Genomic DNA, 17,830 nt, shown 5'->3' with positions numbered 1-17,830 from the left:
TTTCCCTTCCCAGTCAGCAGGTCTGACCTTTAGGATCCGTTGGTTGTTCCAATGGGGAGGGAAATTTCGTGAAGTTTCGTACTCGGGCGGCGGCCGCGGCCATCGCCCTACCGATGATTCTCGGTGTCGCAGCTTGTGGTGGGGGAGACGACAAGGCTGCCGGTGGAGCTACCCAGCCCACGGCGACCCAGTCCACCAGCGCACCGGCCACCAGCAGTACGCCGGAGGTCAGCACTCCGGCGCCGCCGAAGGCCGAGGAGCCGCTGCGGCTGACCAACGCCAGCTTCATCCCGGCGCTGAAGTCCGGTACCGCCAAGGCCAAGTCCTTCAAGGCGTCGACCGTGATGACGGTCGGCGGCCAGAAGATCACCATGACGTCGGAGCAGACCACCAATCCGCTGGCGATGAAGATGGACATGGTCAACCCGATGGCGGGTGGCGCCATGCAGATGATCCTGGTCAAGTCCAACCTGTACCTGTCGATCCCGAAGCAGACCGGGGCCGGCAAGTTCATCCAGCTGAACCTGAAGAACAGCAGCGACCCGACGGTCAAGTCGTTCGGCTCGCTGCTCGAGAGCGGCGACCCGACCAAGTCCTACAAGGGCTGGGAGAAGGCGCTGTCGAACGTCAAGTTCGTCAAGTCCGAGACGATCGGCGGTCAGAAGCTCGACCGGTACGACGTAACGGTCGACACCGCCAAGTCGCTGAAGGCGACCGGCCAGCCGGTGCCGAAGGGCGTGCCGAAGTCGCTGACCTACTCGATCTGGATGGGCAGCGACAAGCTGATCTACCGGATGACGTTCTCGATGGCCGGCGTCGACATGCTGATGACGATGTCCGACTACAACAAGCCCATCACCATCGCCGCCCCCGCGGCGAACAAGATCGTCGGCAAACGCTGACATGAAGCTCCGGTCGAGAGCGGCGGCATTGGCCGCCGCTCTTGTGGTGGTTCTCGGGATCGCGGGCTGCACCGACGATGTGGCGGTCAAGCCGCAGGCCGACGTGAAGAAGCCGGTGGCGAATCAGAAGGCCGCCAAGCCGCTTGCGCGGCTGACGACCGCCACGTTCGCGCCGGTGACGGCGGCTGCCTACGCCAAGGTGACGTCGTGGTCCGGGGTGATGCGGATCAGTGCCGGCGGGCAGACCGTCACAGCGACGATCACGCAGACCTACCGGCCGACCAAGACCCGGGTGGACCTGAGCAGTCCGCAGCTTGGCGGCGCGGCGCACGGGATCCTGGTCGACGGCGTGCTGTACCTGCATCTGCCGATCGCTGAGCTGCACGGCAAGTACCTGAAGCTGGATCCGAAGCGGAGCAAGGAGCCGGCTGCCGTCCTGTTCGCACAGTTGATGGACAGCGCCGACTCGTCGAAGTCAATGAACGCGATGGGCAAAGCCATCGTCAAGGTCAAGTACGCGGGGCACGACACGATCGGATTCCGCCGGGTCGAGAAGTACGACGTGACGATGAACAACGCCGCCATGTTCCGGGTGCTCGGGCTGAAGCTCCCAGCCGGTGCGCCGAAGACGTCGAGCCAGTCCATGTGGCTGGGAAACGACCGGCTCACCTACAAGACGACGGCCGGTGGTACCCAAGTCACCGTGACCGGGTACAACTCGGTCGCCCCGATCACGGCTCCCTCAGCAAGGATGATCGCCAAGACGGGCTAACGCAGGTACGAGGCGCCGTTGAAGTCGAGGATGGCGCCGCTGGACCAGCCTGAGTCGGGGGAGGCTAGCCAGTGGATGGCTTTGGCGACCTCTGGGGCGGTGGCTACTCGGTTGAAGGGGCTTTGGGCTCGGATGGCGTCGCCGCCGGGGCCGTTGAGGCCTTGGGCTGCCATGTCGGTGGCGATGAAACCGGGGGCGATTGACGTCACGGTGATGTCATGTGGCGCCAGTGCGACCGCCATCGACTGCCCGAAGGAGTGCAGCCCCGCCTTGCTTGCCCCGTACGCCGGTACGTCGGGCTCCCCGCGATAGGCCCCGCGCGACCCGACATTCACGATCGCGCCCCGCCTGACGCCATCGGCGGGCTCCACCTCGAGCATCTGCCGCGCCACGCACCAGGTGAGGTGGGCGGCACCCTCCAGGTTCACCGCGAGCGTCCGTCGCCAAGCCGAGACCCAGTCGTCGTACGAGGTCTCCAGCAGCGGATGCCCGATCCGTCGCGACCCCGCGACCGGGTCGTCGACGAAGAGCGCCGCGTTGTTCACCAGTACGTCGATCCGCCCGAGCGCACTCGCAGATTCCTCAACAAGTAAAGGGATTCCGGCTGCATCGCCAAGGTCACCCGAGATCACCGCGTGCCCTTCGCCGGGCAGCTCGGCCAGTACTTCCTCAGCCTTGTCGACCGCGCCGCGGCAATGCAGCACGACCCGGTCGCCGGCCGCCGCGAACACCTTCGCGACCTCCGCTCCGACACCGCGCGACGCACCCGTGACGAGCACTCCTCTGGACACTGCGATCCCCTCTCCTCGGCTGCCCTCATTCTGCCTCTCAACAGGTCCTGACATCGCCATGGCGGCATCGATGACATCAAAGGGGGTTGACAGTGACGTCACAGTGACGTCAGTATTGCGTCATGGAACTTGACCACTACCTCGAGTCGGTCCGCCGTAGCGTGGAGAACGCCACCGCGCTGGCCGACGACCAAACTCGCTCCGTGGCACAGCGCCTCGGAGCCACGCTGGATGACGCCGGCCGCCTGGCCCTCATCTCAGCCCTGTCCGACGCCGCCGGCGAGATCAGCCGCGAGCTGTCGCCCGGATCGGTCGAGCTCCGGATGGCCGGTGGCCGTCCCGAGTTCGTCGTGACGCCGGCCCCGAGCCAGCTGACCGGCAACGATGACGACGACCTGGACGACGACGTCGCCGAGCCGGCGGCCGAGGAGCTCGCCCTGGACGCCGACGAGCCGACCGCGCGGATCACGCTGCGGCTGCCGATGTCGGTGAAGAACAAGGTGGACGAGGCCGCGACCGCCGAGGGCATCTCCTCGAACGCGTGGCTGATGCGGACCGTGATGACGGCGCTGACCGGCCGTGGTGCCGGTGTCTACGCCCGCCCGCCCCGGCCGCCGCGGCCGCCCCGCCCCGGAATCTTCGCTCCCGATGGACCGCTCGGACCGGACGGACCGCTCGGCCCCGACGGCATCTTCGGCAAGGACGGTGTCTTCGGGCCGGAGGGTGTCTTCGGACCGGACGGCATGTTCGGTGAAGGTCGCCGGGGTGACCGTGGCGACAAGAGCGACCGCCGTGAACGGGGCCGCGACCGCGGTCACGACCAAGGACAGCGCCGGGGCGGACGTGGCCCGGGCCAGCGCATGCAGGGGTGGGCACAGTGAGCTACAGCAGCCAATTGATCGGCGAGGCCGGCGAGATCGAGCGGGTCCGGATCGAGATCGGCGCGGGGCTGGTGGAGATCCGCCCCGCCGACGGTGACAAGACCGTCGTCGACCTGGAGGTCGACAGCGGTAACGAGGGCGACGTGGTGTTCGAGGTGGTCAACGGCGAGCTGATCGTCGAGACCCCGAAGAACCTCCGCCGCGGCCCGGAGGTCCGGGTCCGGATCGCCACCCCGGCGGTCCTGGACGCCCGGATCCAGACCGGTTCCGGTGACATCACCGCCCGGGCGGCGCTGGGCGAGGCCCGGCTGTCGACCGGATCGGGTGACATCCGCGCCGAGCGGATCGAGGGCGACCTCGCGGCCAACACGGGCAGCGGCGACGTCCGGGTCGGGTACGCCGGCCAGGGCGTCCGCGCCAAGACCGGCTCCGGAGTGATCGACATCAATGAGACGGTCGGCACGGCCGGTCTGTCCACCGGGTCCGGCGACGTCCGGGTCGGCGACGCGGCCGGCCCGACGACGGTCAAGGTCGGCTCGGGTGACATCACCATCGAGCGGATCCGGGACCACTCGGTCGCGACCTCCGGCTCCGGCGACGTCCGGGTGGAGTCCGCGGAGGGCCCCAGTGTCCGGGCGGAGACCGCTCGCGGGGACGTGCAGATCGGCGTACCGGACGGTGTGCCGACCTACCTCGACCTCAAGACGGTCACTGGCCAGATCCGGTGCGACCTCGAGCCCGGTGAGAAGCCGGCCGAGGGCGAGCACTCGCTGATGCTGCGAGCCCGCACCGTCTCCGGCGACATCACCGTCGTCCGGGTCTGAACACCAACCACATTCGTCAACGGGGACCAGTGAGGGGAGAACGCCATGATCAGCGAACACCAAGAGGTCGCCCGCTACCGGGTGGCCGAACAGATCCGGGTCGCCGAACTACGGGCCCAGAGCAAGGAACATCTCGAGGCGCTGCGGGCCAACGGAGAGGCCGTCGGCCCGCGGCACGAGCTGGCCGGCGTCCTGCGCCGGCTGGCCGACCGGCTGGAGCCGCAGCCGCGCCACCGCCGTACCGGCTTGTCCGTCGTCCGGTGATTTCGATGACTTCTCAAGCACTTTGCAGCTTGCTGCAACGCCTTGGTTTATTGACCTCCCGAGGCCGCTGACGCTGCTAGCGTGCTGGCCGTCAACGCAGGCCAGACTCGGGAAGAAGTGAAAAGATGTTGCGTCCGTTGATCGCCGTGGCCGCTGCCGCCGTGCTGCTGACCGGTTGCAGCGGGGGAGACGACAAGTCCGCGGACGACACCTCGAAGGGCCAAACGCCCGGTACGCCGAGCCCGCCGGCCCCGACACCATTCGACCCACCGAAGGCCTTCCAAGCCGTCGCTGCGTCCTCGCTCCCGGAGGAGAAGGGCCACAGCAGCGCCGAGCCCGAGGTCGCCATGGTCGGCACGACCGCGGTGGCGAACAGCTACAGCGGCGCCGTCGGCCAGAGCACGACCGGCGGCAATCCCTGGCAGACCCTGGTCACCGAAACCGCCGACGACAGCGTGGTGGTCAACGACGCGAGTCGCCCGATCGCAGTCCAGCTCGACGGCAAGCCGGCCGTCGCGGTCGCGTACTACCAGCGGGTCAAAGGCTCCGGCACGCAGAAGCCCGGCGTCTCGGTGCTGTTCCGCTGGCTCGACCCGGCCGACGGCAAGCCGTTGTCCGAGGCAACGGTCGACGCCACCGCGCTGCTGGGCGACGACGAGGTCAACTCCAATCTGCCGGGTATCCTCACCGATTTCGTCGCCGATCCGGCCACCGGCCAGCTGGCGGTCGGCGTCGCGCCGACCAGCCTGATCGGTGCCAAGTCCGGCATCATCACCGTGACCGGCGATCCAGCCACGAAGAAGGGTGCCGGGGTGCCGTTCATGCGGCCGGCCGGGATCGGCAAGGGGGTGGTGGTCGGTGCCCAGGGCCAAGAGAACACCCAGCGCTCCTTGGCCCTCGTCGACGCCGCCACCGGCCGCGTCACCAAGGGCGGCCTGCTACCGGGACTGTGGGGTCTCACCCCGACCGGGAGCAGCGGCGGCAAGTATGCCTACCTGTACGGCCAGAAGTACGACAAGAACCTCGGCGACGGCGAATACGTCGGCAGCGTGTACGCCGTCGACCCGGCCACCGGAACTGTCGTTCAGACCAAGTCGGCGGTGACGAAGACCCAGTTCCTGCTCAACTACACCTGCCTCGCCGATGGTCAGAAGACGGTCGTCTGCACGGCGGACCGACCTGAGGCCAGCGAGGCGGAGATCATCGGCTTCGACGACACCACCGGCAAGAAGATCTGGGGTTACACCGATGCCAATGCCGGCCGGGTGGTGCCGGAGGTGACCGCGGCCTTCCATGGAGTTCTCTACGCCACGGCCGAGAACAAGACGGTCCTGATGGACGCACTGACCGGCCAGGACATCCCGGCCCCGACACCGACGGCCACTCCGAGCGCGAGCACCACGCCTGGCGACGGCGCAACGTCGACCGTCGGCCCGACCGATGGCACGACGCCGACGTACGGCAATACAGACGGTGGCACTCCTGGCGTCCCGGTGCCGGCTCAGCCGGACTTCGAGCTCCAGTCGCCGGAAGGCGTTTCGGAGTACGGCGGTGTCTACCTGCACAAGCAGGAGCTGTCCGACGAGACCAGCGGCATCCTCCAGGTACTGAAGGCGATCGGCTGACGTGATGAGAGACCTGCGCATGCTCCGTCCGTTGACCACGGCAACCATCGCCCTGACCGTGCTGGCCGGCTGCAGTGGTGGCGACGACAACAAGTCCACCGACCAGCCGTCCGGCGGGACGTCGGCCTCATCGACTCCGTCCGGGCCGGACCTGGCGACCTTCGATCCACCCAAGGCGTTCGCACCGGTCTCGGCGCTGGCCGAAGGCGACGTCGCCGGTCAGCCCAACCGGTACTACCTCAAGGCCGGCATGGTCGGTCAGACCTCGCTGTACGCACAGCGCACCGGTCTGACCGCCGTCACCCTCAGCGCGAACAGCTGGCAGCTGCCGTCCGCGGACGTCCAAAGCACGGAGACCGCCGACCTCACCCCGCCGATGGCTGTGCAGCTGAACGGCAAAGAGGTCATCGCGATCGCGTACGCGCAGATGGTTCAAGGCAGCGGCACCCAGAAGGCGCACGCCCAGGTGAGCTTCCAGTGGATCGACCCGCTCGAAGGCAAGGTGCTGGCCGCGGCCGCCGCCGATCTGACCACCCTGATCGGGCCGGGCACCGGCGCCTCCGACTTCTTGGCTCCGGCCTACGACCCGGCGACCGGCCAGATCGCCGTCAGCCTCTCGACCCAGTCCTCGGAGCCGACGTCGAAGGTCCACGAGTTCACTGTGTTCGCCGACCCGGCCACCCAGAAGGCGACGACGATCCCGTCGGTGGAGGTGGCCGGCGTACTGAACGGCACGGTCGTCGGCGTCAAGGGCAGCCAGCAGGAGGGCGCGAAGGACAACGCGATCGTCCAGGCCGACGGCGTCACCGGGGCGATCAAGAAGTCCGTGCCGGTACCGGCGATGAACTACCTGCGCCCGGCCGGTTCGGGCAGCAAGCACGGCTACTTCGCCGGCACCGGCTACCTGAACGGCGCCCAGGACAGCGTCGACCATGTGAACTCGCTCTACGCCGTCGACATCGCGACCGGCGCCGTGGTCGAGACCAAGCTGCCGCCCTCGGCGGACGGCGACGACGCGACCTGCTTCTCCGACCACCTGGCCGCAGTGGTGTGCAACCGCTCCCTGGCTGACCAGAAGAAGGCCATCGCCGGGTTCGACGATGCGACCGGGAAGCTTGCCTGGAGCTACGACTCGTCGGCCAACCGGGTGGTACCGGCCATCACCACGATGTTCAACGGCCTGGTCTACGGGACGGCCGACGACAAGGCGGTGTTGCTGGACGCCAAGACCGGCGAGGACGTCCCGGCTCCGGCCGCCACCCCGACGGGCACTCCGACCGACGGTACGACGCCTGATGACAGCTCGTCGTTCGGCAGCGGGAACGTCGGCGGCTGGGGTGACACCTCGCTGATGTTCGGCAATCAGCAGTCGCCGGCGATGGTGTCGAAGTACGGCAGCGTCTATCTGCAGGAGCCCGGCAACAAGGCCTCGCCGCGCACCGAGAAGATCCTGGTGGTCCAGAAGGCCATCGGCTGAGCAGCAACCGAGGCCGACCGGTCAGATGCCGCCGCGGAGGAAGTTCTGGTAGGAGCGCGACGGCGTCGGGCCGCGCTGGCCCTGGTAGCGGGACCCGTACTTCGCGGAGCCGTACGGGTGCTCGGCCGGCGACGACAGCCGGAAGAAGCAGAGCTGGCCGATCTTCATCCCGGGCCAGAGCTTGATCGGCAGCGTCGCGACGTTGGACAGCTCCAGCGTCACGTGGCCGGAGAAGCCGGGGTCGATGAACCCGGCGGTGGAGTGGGTGAGCAGCCCGAGCCGGCCCAGCGAGGACTTGCCCTCCAGCCGCGCCGCCACGTCGTCGGGCAGCGTCACCAGCTCGTACGTCGAGCCGAGCACGAACTCGCCCGGGTGCAGGATGAAGGGCTCGTCACCCTCCGGCTCGACCTGACGGGTCAGGTCGGGCTGTTCCTCGGCCGGATCGATGTGCGGGTAGCGATGGTTCTCGAACACCCGGAAGAATCGGTCCAGCCGTACGTCGACACTCGACGGCTGCACCATCGCAGCATCGAACGGGTCCAGCTGGACCCGCTTCGCGTCGAGCTCGGCCAAGATGTCACGGTCGGAGAGCAGCACGAACGCAACTTACCGCAGCGTGCTGCAACTCCGCCTGTCTACCGGCCCCGACGGATCATCCGATCGGTGCCGGGCGTGGCCTGGACCTGGCCGCGTACCTGTTCCGGAGCCCTCAGCTCCCCGGACCGTCGACGCGGCTACGGGCCTTCGGCAACGGCTCAGTTGGCGAGCTTGTTGAACTTCGAGACCTGGCCGGCGAACGTCTTCACCTGGGCCGGCGACCAGTCCTTGAGCAGGTCCTCGATCACCTTGTGGCGCTTCTTGCGGGCGGCGGCCAGCTTGCGCTTGCCGTTCGCGGTCAGCGTCAACAGGGTCGCGCGCGCGTCCGACTTGTCGGCGGCCCGCTTCAGCAGACCTTCTTCCTCGAGTCTGGCGCAGGCCCGGCTGACCGGACCCTTGTCCACCTCGAGGGCCGCAACCAGGTCCGCCATCCGGACCGGTGCGAGTTCCTCGACGTGGTTCAGCAACGCGTACTGGGCCGGCTCCAGATCCGGATGCGCCTCGTCCGACAGCGTCCGCTGCAGACTGCGCAGCCGGCGTGCCAGCGTGACGAGTTCCTTCTCCAGGTTCTCGAGTGCGTCGTTAGTGTCAGTTGCCACCGTTCACCCCTTCTTTTCAGTTGCCCCGCAACCATCTTGTCCGGCCCCAGTCAGGACCGCATCCTCACGTTGCGTCGAATGTTGCCCCCGGCAACGCGTTCTAATCTGCCAGAAGATGACCGGCCTGCCCAGTCCTGGGCGTGCCCTTTGTGGAAAACTGCCCGATAACCCCCCGTGCAAACCGCCGATCGGGTCGGGTATGATCCTCTGAGTCCGCCGGGAAACCGGCAGCGCGCGGGTGTAGTTCAATGGCAGAACATCAGCTTCCCAAGCTGACAGTGCGAGTTCGATTCTCGTCACCCGCTCCATCGTCCGAACATGACAAAAGCCCAGGTCAGAGGGATGTTCCCCGACCTGGGCTTTCTGTTTGCCCGGGCGTCACGGCGGGTAATCTGCCCCTTGCGTGCCCGTCACCACCGACCTGATCCGCAGCCCACCTGTCATCGATGCCAGGAAGTCGCCGACTCGCCCGGCCACCATTCACATTCCGCATGGCATTCAGCGGGCCCTGGACTGACCCAACGGGCCGCAAAGATAACCGCCATGGCGAAAGCGCTCGGTGGGTGTCTTGGAGTGGGCGCGATCCTGATGGCCTTGGTGGCTGCCGCGATCGGGCTGAAGGAACCGTTCCGGATCGACGAACCCGGAGACCTGACGGTCCCCTTCGTCTTGCTGGGCGGATGGATGGCGGTGTACCTCGTCCTGGCGGCACTCGCCATCGCCGATGCGGTCCGGCTGGCGCAGCGCCGCGACCTGGATGCCCTGCAGCGCTCGGCGAATCTGGTGAAGCTGGTCGGTGCCGGGTTCTTCGTGCTGAACTTCGTCGCCCTCGTCGAGGCGGTCGCGCTGATCGGTTCCGACGACGGTATCGATGGCATCGTCGCCGCGCTGCTCTTCCTTGTGCTGACCTATTTGGTGTTCCTGCCGACCTCGGCGTACACGGTGGCTTGTCTGGTTTTGCTCAGGAAGGACGACCGGATCGGGCGCGTCTTCTTCGGCGTCAACCTGACCCTGCAGTTCCTGTTCGTCGTCGACGTGCCCAGTACGGTCGTCGTGGTCGAGTCGTCCCGGCACATCCTCGGCATCAGCCGCCGACCTGGCGTGGTGTCGAGGAATCTGCTGGCCGGGGTGCTGATCGCGGGATCCTTGCTCTCGACGGTCTGGCTGATCCTGGTCGCGCTCTATTGGCTGGCCGACCAGCACCGCGGATTCGTCACGGAGGGAATCTTCGTGCTCAACGCCGTCCCGCCGGTGGAGTTCGTCCTGCTGCTCCTCCCGGTCGTGCCATTGGTGACGTTCAGAACGGCCGTCCGGTACTTCGTCGCCGGCGACCTCGCCGCGCTGCGCCGCTCGGCCCGGATCGTCGGCCTGGCGATGATCCCGCTCTATGCCCAGATGATCGCGACCTGCACGTACATCGTCTTCGTGGTGACCGCCTTCATCTCGATCTACGGCTCCTACGGGGATCCGAAGCCGGCGAACGTGGCGATCATCGGCGCCGTCACCTCGATCGGGCTCACCCCGGCCGTCCTCGCCGCCTTGCTGATGCTGCTGCCCATCTCGACGTACGGGGTGACCGCGTTCGCGCTGAGAATGCGGCAACGGGTGGTCTGACCAAGTCGGAGGGCCGGCCGAGTACGTACCTCGACCGGCCCTTGCGGGGTGGAACTCAGGGACTACTTGGAGCCGAAGACCTGCAGCTCGGTCATGTCGGTGAACTGGCAGCCGCCGTAGCCACCGTCCGGGCAGTTCGTGGCGAAGTCCGGCACCTGCGGGCTCAGCATCACGAACCGGACGAACTTCACGCCGGTGACATTGCCGGTCGGCGTGACCTCGTTGTACTTGCCGCGGTTGGCGGCGCCGAACTCGCCCTCCAGGGCCTTGGCCCAGGTGGTGCCGTCGACGGACGTCTCGATCCGGTACTTGCCGGTCGCGGAGCTGCCCGGATCGCCGCAGTTGTTGGACGGGTCGACCGAGAACTTGCTGATGTTCACGGCCGCCGGCAGCGCGATGTCGACGTTCTTCGGGATCATCACGCCGGTCGGGGTGCCGTCGTCGTCACCGGTCGTACTGCCCCAGCCGGGACCCTGGCTGGAGTCGATCACGTTCGCCGGGCCACAGCCGAGCGAGGTGAGGTCGGGGCCGTTGAAGTCCACCAGCGAACCGCCACCAGAGGCTGCGGCCCAGTTGCGCCGCGGTGCGAAGTTAGCGGTGGTACCACCGGCCTTAACTGCCAACGCGTTACCCAGTACCTCATAGCCCGCACCCGAGACGACGAACTTGCCGTAGGTACCGGGCAGGACGCCAGTGATCGTGTACTTGCCATTGGCGCCGGTTACAGCGGAGTAGTCGCCCGCGTAGCCGGACGCATGGCCACCGATGAAGACCAGTGCGCCAGCCACCGGAGCGCCGGAGTCTTTGTCGGTCACGGTGCCCGAAATGGTCGTGGTGGCACCCGTCGGCGGGATGTGGAAGTCCTCGACCGGCCGCGAGTCGCCGCCGTCGAGCGCACCGGCGTACCAGCCCATGCCTCGGTTGGCGAAGACCTGCCAGATGATTTTGGCGTTCTTGCCGCCGCTGGCCACGAGGTCGGCCTGGACGATGGCGTTGCGCATGTCGAGCATCGTCGGGTCGGCGGTGGACAGCTCCATGGCCCGGGTGATGATGCTCAGCGCATAGGTGTGGCCGAACCGCTCGCGCAGGTCCCAGAGCGTCTGGGCCCAGACCTCGCCGGACGAGTGCACTTCCGGCGTACCGCCGATGGTCGGGAAGTCGCCGTAGGTGTAGCCACCCTGCGAACCATCGATGCCGACACAGGCCGGCTCCTTGGCCCTCACCCGGCAATCGTTCGGCATGGTGCGAATGGTGCCGCCGCCGGTGTCGTACCGGCCGATCCGCATCTCACCGTTGGCGGTGGTGTCCTTCTCCAGGTTGTGCGAGGCCAGGTAGTCGAGCGCGTAGAAGTCGCTCCACGCCTCACCCATCGAGCCGGCCTGGATGCTGTTCAGTGTCGAGTTGCCGCTCGCGTCGACGACCAGCCGGTTCGACAGGCCGTGGGTGTACTCGTGGTACAGGATCTCGGCCGAGTTCGACGAGCTGGTCGCCACCGTCGCGTCGTCGCCGACACTGCCGAACAGATACATCTGCATGATCGGCGGCGTGCCGTCCGGCGGGGTGTTCATGTTCGCGTTGTCGATGTGGTTGGCATCCGGCCCGCCGTCGGCAGCGGTGGCCGCGCCGTCGATCGAGTTCAGCTGGACCGCGTCGCCGCCGTCGGCGTCGAACGAGCCGGCCGCCTTGGTGAAGCTGATCGGCGGCTTGGCCAGCCAGTCGTGGAAGTTGCTGGCGAAGAAGAACCCGTTGGTGACGTCCTCGTTCATGTTGGTCTTCCAGGACTGCGGCTTGGCCGGGTCCCAGGTGCAGATGGTCGTCGGCGTGCAGAGCGGGACCGACTGGAACGGCACCAGCTTGTACTCCGAACCGCCCGGCCTTCCCGGTGCCTTGACCGTCTCGCCGGGGTTCGGCTGGTCGTCGTCGTTGATATCGGCGAACGCCGCCACCGACGTGCCCTCGAGCAGCGTCTTCGCGCCCTTGGGCAGCCACTTGTTGTAGATGAGGTTCTCGGTGCGCTGGACGCCACCCTTGGGCGCGCCCGGGTAGTTGTCGAAGACGAGCGCGTCGCCCTTGTCGTTGCTGGACAGGTCGCGCCGGTAGAGCAGACCACCCGTTTGCGCGTCGATCACGTGGGTGTAGATCAGCGTGCTGCCCGCGTTCGTATACGTCGACCACGCCTTGCGCAGGCCGTCGGCGGTGTGGAACCACACTTCCTTCGCGTAGTCGCCGTTGCTCCACGTCGTGGTGGTGCCGAGGGTCTTGGCGGTCGCGCTCTTGGCGGTCCCGTCGACGTCCTTGGCCGCGGCGGAGCGAGCCCCGGCGGCGGTCACCGAGGGAGCAGCCCTGCGGGCCGCGGCCTGGGTGGTCAGGCCGGAGATCGGTGCGCCCTGGAGCGAGATCAGCTGGCCGGCCTTGGTGACGTTGGCGATGAGGCCGTTGCCGAACACCTCGATGCCGTCGACTTCCTGGACCCAGGAGATGTGGTGCGTCCCGAGGTCGTCGACGTACTCCTTGCGCAGCTTGAGGCTGGCGAGGTCGGCGGCCGAGAGCTTGAAGACCTCCGGGTGCGCCTTGACGTAGGCCAGCGCGATCTCGGCTGCCTTCTTGGTGCTCTTGGCGGTGAGGAAGCCGTTGAGCTTGGTCACCTGGGCCGGCGTACCGGTGTTCTCGTCGAGCGCCACGACGCCCTGGCTGCCCAGGGAGGTACGGAACTTCTCCGAGGCGGCGGTCTCTTTGCCGACGACCTTCGCGGCGCGGTTGTAGGTCGCGCGGGCGTTCGGAGTACGGGCGTCGTAGTTGCCCTTGCGCTCCTTGGCCTTGATCGACTTCGTCGCCTCGGCGGGTGTTTTCGGATCGGGAGTGGCGGCCATCGCGCCACTGCCGCTCGTGACCGCCAGGACGGTCGCGGCGCCGACCGCGGTGACCGCGACGAGCCCCCGTCCCTTGCCGGAAACTCTCACAAACATCACTCCAGAATATTGTTGGGACAGAAGCCGGAGGGCCGGCCGAGTGGATACTCGGCCGGCCCTCGCGGGTGGAACTCAGGTCGTCACTTGGTGCCGAAGACCTGCAGCTCCGTCATGTCGGTGAACTGGCAGCCGCCGTAGCCGCCGTTCGGGCAGTTCGTGGCGAAGTCCGGGACCTGCGGGCTCAGCATCACGAACCGGACGAACTTCACGCCGGTGACATTGCCGGTCGGCGTGACCTCGTTGTACTTGCCGCGGTTGGCGGCGCCGAACTCGCCCTCCAGGGCCGTGGCCCAGGTGGTGCCGTCCACGGACGTCTCGATCCGGTACTTACCGGTCGCGGCGCTGCCCGGGTCGCCACACGTGTTCGACGGGTCGACCGAGAACTTGCTGATGTTCACGGCCTCCGGCAGCGCGATGTCGATGTTCTTCGGGATCATCACGTTGGTCGGGGTCCCGGCGTCGTCACCGGTGGTGCTGCCCCAGCCGGTGCCCTGGCTGGAGTCGATCGCGTACTGCGGGCCGCACTGCGGCGAGAAGTCCGGACCGGTGAACGCCTTCACCGAACCGCCGCCGGACGCTGCCGCCCAGTTGCGCCGCGGTGCGAAGTTCGCGGTGGTGCCGCCGGCCTTGACCGCCAGCGCGTTGCCCAGAACCTCGTAGCCCGCGCCGGAGACGACGAACTTGCCGTAGGTACCCGGAAGAACGCCGGTGATCGTGTACTTGCCGTTGGCGCCGGTCACGGCGGAGTAGTCGCCCGCGTAGCCGGACGCGTGTCCACCGATGAAGACCAGTGCGCCCGCGACGGGTGCGCCGGTGTCCTTGTCGGTGACGGTGCCGGTGATGCTGGTGGTGGCACCGGTCGGCGGGATGTGGAAGTCCTCGACCGGGTGCGAGTCGCCGCCGTCGAGCAGACCGGCGAACCAGCCCATGCCACGGTTGGCGAAGACCTGCCAGATGATCTTGGAGTTCTTGCCGCCGCTGGCGATCAGGTCGGCCTGGACGATCGCGTTACGCATGTCGAGCATCGTCGGGTCTGCGGTGGACAGCTCCATCGCGCGGGTGATGATGCTCAGCGCGTAGGTACGGCCGAAGCGCTCGCGCAGGTCCCACAGCGTCTGGGCCCACACCTCGCCGGACGAGTGCACCTCGGGTGCGCCGCCGATGGTCGGGAAGTCGCCGTAGGTGTAGCCACCCTTGGTGCCGTCGGCCGCGACGCAGTTCGGGCTGACCGCCTTCACGCGGCAGTCGATCGCCTCAGTGCGGAACAGATCGCCGTGGGCGACGTACTTGCCCTCGAGGACCTCGCCCGGAGCGGTGGTGTCCTTCTCCAGGCCGTGCGAGACCAGGTAGTCCATCGCGTAGAAGTCGCTCCACGCCTCACCCATCGAGCCGGCCTGGATGCTGTTCAGCGTCGAGTTGCCGGTCGCGTCGACGACCAGGCGGTTCGACAGACCGTGGGTGTACTCGTGGTACAGGATGCTGGCGTCGTTGGCGCCGCTGGAGGGCACGTAGCCGTCCTCCGCGTCCGACGCGCCCGGCTGGTGCCACAGGTACATCTGCATGGTCGGCGGGGTGCCGTCCGGCGGGGTCGACATGTTCGCGTTGTCGATGTGGTTGGCGTCCGGACCGCCGTCGGCAGCAGTGGCGGCGCCGTCGAGAGCGTTCAGGTGTACCGGGTCGCCGCCCGCGGCGTCGAACGAGCCGGCCGCCGGGGTGAAGCTGATCGGCGGCTTGGCCAGCCAGTCGTGGAAGTTGCTGGCCAGGTAGAACGCGTTGGTGACGTCCTGGTTCATGTTGGTCTTCCAGGAGTCCGGCTTGGCCGGGTCCCAGGTGCAGATGAACGCCGCCGAGCAGAACGAGCTACTCGACTGGAACGGGACGAGCTTGTACTGCGAGGTGGTCGGGGTACCCGGCACCTTGACCGTCTCACCGGCGTTCGGCTGGTTGTCGTCGTTCACGTCCGCGAAGGCGGCGACAGACGTTCCCTCGAGCAGCGTCTTCGCGTTCTTCGGCAGCCACTTGTTGTAGATCAGGTTCTCGGTGCGCTGGACGCCGCCCTTGGCCGCGCCCGGGTAGTTGTCCTGGACGAGCGCGTCGCCGTTGCCCTCGCTGACCAGGTCCTTGCGGTACAGCAGGCCGCCGGTCTGGGCGTCGATGACGTGGCTGTAGATCTTGGAGTCGCCGCCGTTGACGTAGGTCAGCCAGCCCTTGCGCAGGCCGTCGGCGGTGTGGAACCAGACCTGCTTGGCGGTGTCGCCGCTGCTCCACTTGGTGGTGCCGGCGGCGGTCGTCGCCTTGGCTTTCGCCAGCTTGGCGTCGACGTCCTCGCCGGCCGCACTGCGAGCGGCGTCGGCGCTGATCACCGAGGTGGCCGCCTTGTCCCGGGCCTGCGCCTGGGAGACCAGGCCGGAGATCGGTGCGCCCTGGAGCGAGATCAGCTGGCCGGCCTTGGTGACGTTGGCGATGAGGCCGTTGCCGAACACCTCGATGCCGTCGACTTCCTGGACCCAGGAGATGTGGTGGGTGCCGAGGTCGTCGACGTAGTCCTTGCGCAGCTTGAGGGTGCCGAGGTCGGACGTCGAGAGCTTGAAGACCTCGGGGTGGGCCTTGACGTAGGCCAGCGCGATCGCGGTCGCCTTCTTGGTGCTCTTGGCGGTGAGGAAGCCGTTGAGCTTGGTCACCTGGGCCGGCGTACCGGTGTTCTCGTCGACCGCGACGACACCCTGGCTGCCCAGGGAGGTACGGAACTTCTCCGAGGCCGCGGTCTCCTTGCCGACCACCTTCGCGGCGCGGGCGTAGTTGGCGCGGGCGTTGGGCGTCCGGGCGTCGTAGTTGCCCTTGCGCTCCTTGCCGGAGATCGACTTGGACGCCTCGGCCGGGGCCTTGGGATCCGGGGTGGCGGACGTGGCGGCTACCGCGCCACCGCCGGCCAGGACAGCCAGGACGGTGGTGGCACTCACGGCGGAAACCGCGAGCAGCCCCCGTCCCTTGGCAGAAACTTTCACAACAGCGCTCCAGAGAAAGTCGCGCGGATCGCCCTCCACGACCCGTCCGGGCCGACCTTAAGCCTGGTGATCGGCCCGGGGAAGGGTTATCACCGTAATGACGCGGAAGCGAGGGTTGTCCTTCGTGCGCGGAGTAATACTGCGAGCAACACAGCAATAGTCGCCCTGAGCATCGACCCGGCTACGAAGCGTGTCAATGCCCAGGGCAACCAATGGACCGGCTGCTGTGAAGGACCCGTCAGAAGGCGGCGGCTCCGTTCGGAGTGCCGAGGCCGGTCGGGCCGTCCCAGCCGGTACGGGCGTTGCACCACTGGGTCGTGGGGCAGCTGCCGTTGGAGCCGGACGTCACGTCGAACAGTGAGCTGGGGTGCGCGTACGGCAGAGCGTTCGCGTAGCCGGCCGTGTTGCCCGACAGCGCGTAGACCGAGGCGATGATCGGCGCGGCCTCACTCGTCCCACCGAACTGCGCCCAGGTCGAGGCGGTCTTGCTGGTCGGGTAGTAGATCGCCATCCCGCCCTTGCTCGGGTCAGCCGCCGCCGAGACGTCAGCCATCGCACGCTTCGAGCAACCGGTGCTGAATGTGGATGCAGCGCTCAGTGCCGTGTTGTACGTCGAGCAGCCCGAGCCCGCGCCACTCCAGACGCTCTCCGACCAGCCGCGGCTGTTGCTGGCCGAGACCAGGGAGGTACCGCCGACAGCCGTTGTGTAGGAGGACGAAGCCGGGTAGCTGCCGCCCTGGTAGCCGTCGTCACCGGTCGAAGCGGTGACAGCGATGCCCGGGTGGTTGTAGTAGGTCCCGTACGTCGAGTCGGAGGCGTCGCCGCCGCCGTAGCTGTTCGAGATCGCCACTACGCCAGCCTGCTTGGAGGCGGTGACCACCGCGGTGCCGAGGTCTGCGAAGCTGGCCGATTTCGCCTGTACTACAACGATCTTCGCGTCCGGCGCGGCGGCCGACACCGCGTCGACGTCCAGCGCCTGCTCGCCGGCCCAGCCGACGTTGAAGGTCGGCAGCGTGGTGCCGCCGGTCTGGTTGATGATGCGCAGGCAGCCGTTGGCGACCGTACAGGCGGACAGCCCGAACTGGCTGCGGTAGACGCCGAGGTCACGCTCCAGGTTCGGGTAGCCGTAGGCGTCGACGATCGCGACTGTCCGGCCGTTGGCGCTCAGCCCGTTGAGCTTGTACGCGTCCCGCAGGCCGGTCGGGGTGAGACCGGTCGCGGGCGGCGAAGCCGACGTCACCGACTTCCCGGCGGCGTCGACGAGCTTGAGCGCATGACACGAGGCGGTGTGGGCCGCCTTCGCGGTGGAGCAGACCTGTGCGGCGTGCTTTCCGGCGGTGTACGGAGTGGGAGCCGCGGCGGCCCCTTGGCTGGTCAGTCCTGCGACGGCTAGTGCGCCGACGCCCAGGGCGGACACGAGAATCCGTTGCTTCAACAGAACTCCTCGAGCTGGGCAGGCCCACCCTGATCATCTCGGTCGGGGCGGAACCGGCGTGATTGGTGTTCGGAA

At 67.7% G+C, this 17,830-nt stretch carries 14 protein-coding genes and 1 tRNA gene; 9 read left to right on the top strand and 6 right to left on the bottom strand.

All coding sequences use genetic code 11. The features are described from left to right. Positions 1 to 68: 68 nt before the first annotated feature. Together OHA70_RS09800 and OHA70_RS09795 are read left to right on the top strand one after the other, a co-directional pair. On the top strand, positions 69 to 902 hold the full coding sequence (locus OHA70_RS09800; protein ID WP_328330828.1) for a hypothetical protein: 834 nt from the start codon (positions 69 to 71) through the stop codon (positions 900 to 902). A 1-nt stretch (position 903) separates the two neighbouring features. Further along, positions 904 to 1,674, top strand: a complete 771-nt coding sequence (locus OHA70_RS09795; protein ID WP_328330826.1) for a hypothetical protein — start codon at positions 904 to 906, stop codon at positions 1,672 to 1,674. Here OHA70_RS09795 and OHA70_RS09790 read toward each other — a convergent pair. Then, positions 1,671 to 2,465 (bottom strand): SDR family NAD(P)-dependent oxidoreductase, encoded by a 795-nt coding sequence (locus OHA70_RS09790; RefSeq protein WP_328330824.1) that lies wholly within the window; start codon positions 2,463 to 2,465, stop codon positions 1,671 to 1,673. The genes OHA70_RS09795 and OHA70_RS09790 overlap by 4 nt on opposite strands. Before the next feature lie 122 nt (positions 2,466 to 2,587). Here OHA70_RS09790 and OHA70_RS09785 point away from each other — a divergent pair, with 122 nt between their 5' ends. The 5 genes from OHA70_RS09785 to OHA70_RS09765 all read left to right on the top strand — a co-directional run bounded on the left by OHA70_RS09785 (position 2,588) and on the right by OHA70_RS09765 (position 7,536). After that, positions 2,588 to 3,346 carry a hypothetical protein gene (locus OHA70_RS09785; protein WP_328330822.1) on the top strand — a complete coding sequence of 253 codons (759 nt, stop codon included), beginning with the start codon at positions 2,588 to 2,590 and terminating at the stop codon, positions 3,344 to 3,346. Beyond that, positions 3,343 to 4,170: a DUF4097 family beta strand repeat-containing protein gene (locus OHA70_RS09780; RefSeq protein ID WP_328330820.1), complete on the top strand. Its 828-nt coding sequence runs from the start codon at positions 3,343 to 3,345 to the stop codon at positions 4,168 to 4,170. Before OHA70_RS09785 ends, OHA70_RS09780 begins: the two co-directional genes overlap by 4 nt. Before the next feature lie 45 nt (positions 4,171 to 4,215). Next, positions 4,216 to 4,434, top strand: coding sequence for a hypothetical protein (locus OHA70_RS09775; protein ID WP_328330818.1), 219 nt, complete (start codon positions 4,216 to 4,218; stop codon positions 4,432 to 4,434). Between the two features lie 125 nt (positions 4,435 to 4,559). Then, positions 4,560 to 6,059 (top strand): hypothetical protein, encoded by a 1,500-nt coding sequence (locus OHA70_RS09770; RefSeq protein ID WP_328330816.1) that lies wholly within the window; start codon positions 4,560 to 4,562, stop codon positions 6,057 to 6,059. Between the two features lie 4 nt (positions 6,060 to 6,063). After that, positions 6,064 to 7,536, top strand: coding sequence for a hypothetical protein (locus OHA70_RS09765; RefSeq protein ID WP_328330814.1), 1,473 nt, complete (start codon positions 6,064 to 6,066; stop codon positions 7,534 to 7,536). A gap of 21 nt (positions 7,537 to 7,557) precedes the next feature. Here the strand turns inward: OHA70_RS09765 and dcd are convergent, their stop codons facing one another. Further along, entirely contained in the window at positions 7,558 to 8,133 is a 576-nt protein-coding gene (gene dcd, locus OHA70_RS09760; protein ID WP_328330812.1) for a dCTP deaminase, read from the bottom strand. Between the two features lie 158 nt (positions 8,134 to 8,291). Beyond that, a complete protein-coding gene (locus OHA70_RS09755) occupies positions 8,292 to 8,732 on the bottom strand; it encodes a MarR family winged helix-turn-helix transcriptional regulator (protein WP_164601271.1) in 441 nt (146 codons plus the stop codon). A gap of 234 nt (positions 8,733 to 8,966) precedes the next feature. Here OHA70_RS09755 and OHA70_RS09750 point away from each other — a divergent pair. Beyond that, a tRNA-Gly gene (locus OHA70_RS09750) sits at positions 8,967 to 9,040 on the top strand. A gap of 235 nt (positions 9,041 to 9,275) precedes the next feature. Continuing rightward, a complete protein-coding gene (locus OHA70_RS09745) occupies positions 9,276 to 10,346 on the top strand; it encodes a DUF6652 family protein (RefSeq protein ID WP_328330809.1) in 1,071 nt (356 codons plus the stop codon). A 62-nt stretch (positions 10,347 to 10,408) separates the two neighbouring features. Here the strand turns inward: OHA70_RS09745 and OHA70_RS09740 are convergent, their stop codons facing one another. The 3 genes from OHA70_RS09740 to OHA70_RS09730 form a co-directional block, all read right to left on the bottom strand. Further along, a complete protein-coding gene (locus OHA70_RS09740; RefSeq protein ID WP_328330807.1) occupies positions 10,409 to 13,312 on the bottom strand; it encodes a M36 family metallopeptidase in 2,904 nt (967 codons plus the stop codon). An 83-nt stretch (positions 13,313 to 13,395) separates the two neighbouring features. Next, a complete protein-coding gene (locus OHA70_RS09735) occupies positions 13,396 to 16,275 on the bottom strand; it encodes a M36 family metallopeptidase (RefSeq protein WP_328330805.1) in 2,880 nt (959 codons plus the stop codon). Between the two features lie 283 nt (positions 16,276 to 16,558). Then, the gene (locus OHA70_RS09730) at positions 16,559 to 17,755 is read right to left on the bottom strand and encodes a S53 family peptidase (protein ID WP_328330804.1); all 1,197 of its coding nucleotides are present in this window, start codon (positions 17,753 to 17,755) and stop codon (positions 16,559 to 16,561) included. Positions 17,756 to 17,830: the final 75 nt, after the last annotated feature.

Origin of the sequence: Kribbella sp. NBC_00382 (assembly GCF_036067295.1) — a bacterium.
Classification (GTDB): domain Bacteria; phylum Actinomycetota; class Actinomycetes; order Propionibacteriales; family Kribbellaceae; genus Kribbella.
This window is presented reverse-complemented; position numbering and strand designations above follow the sequence as displayed.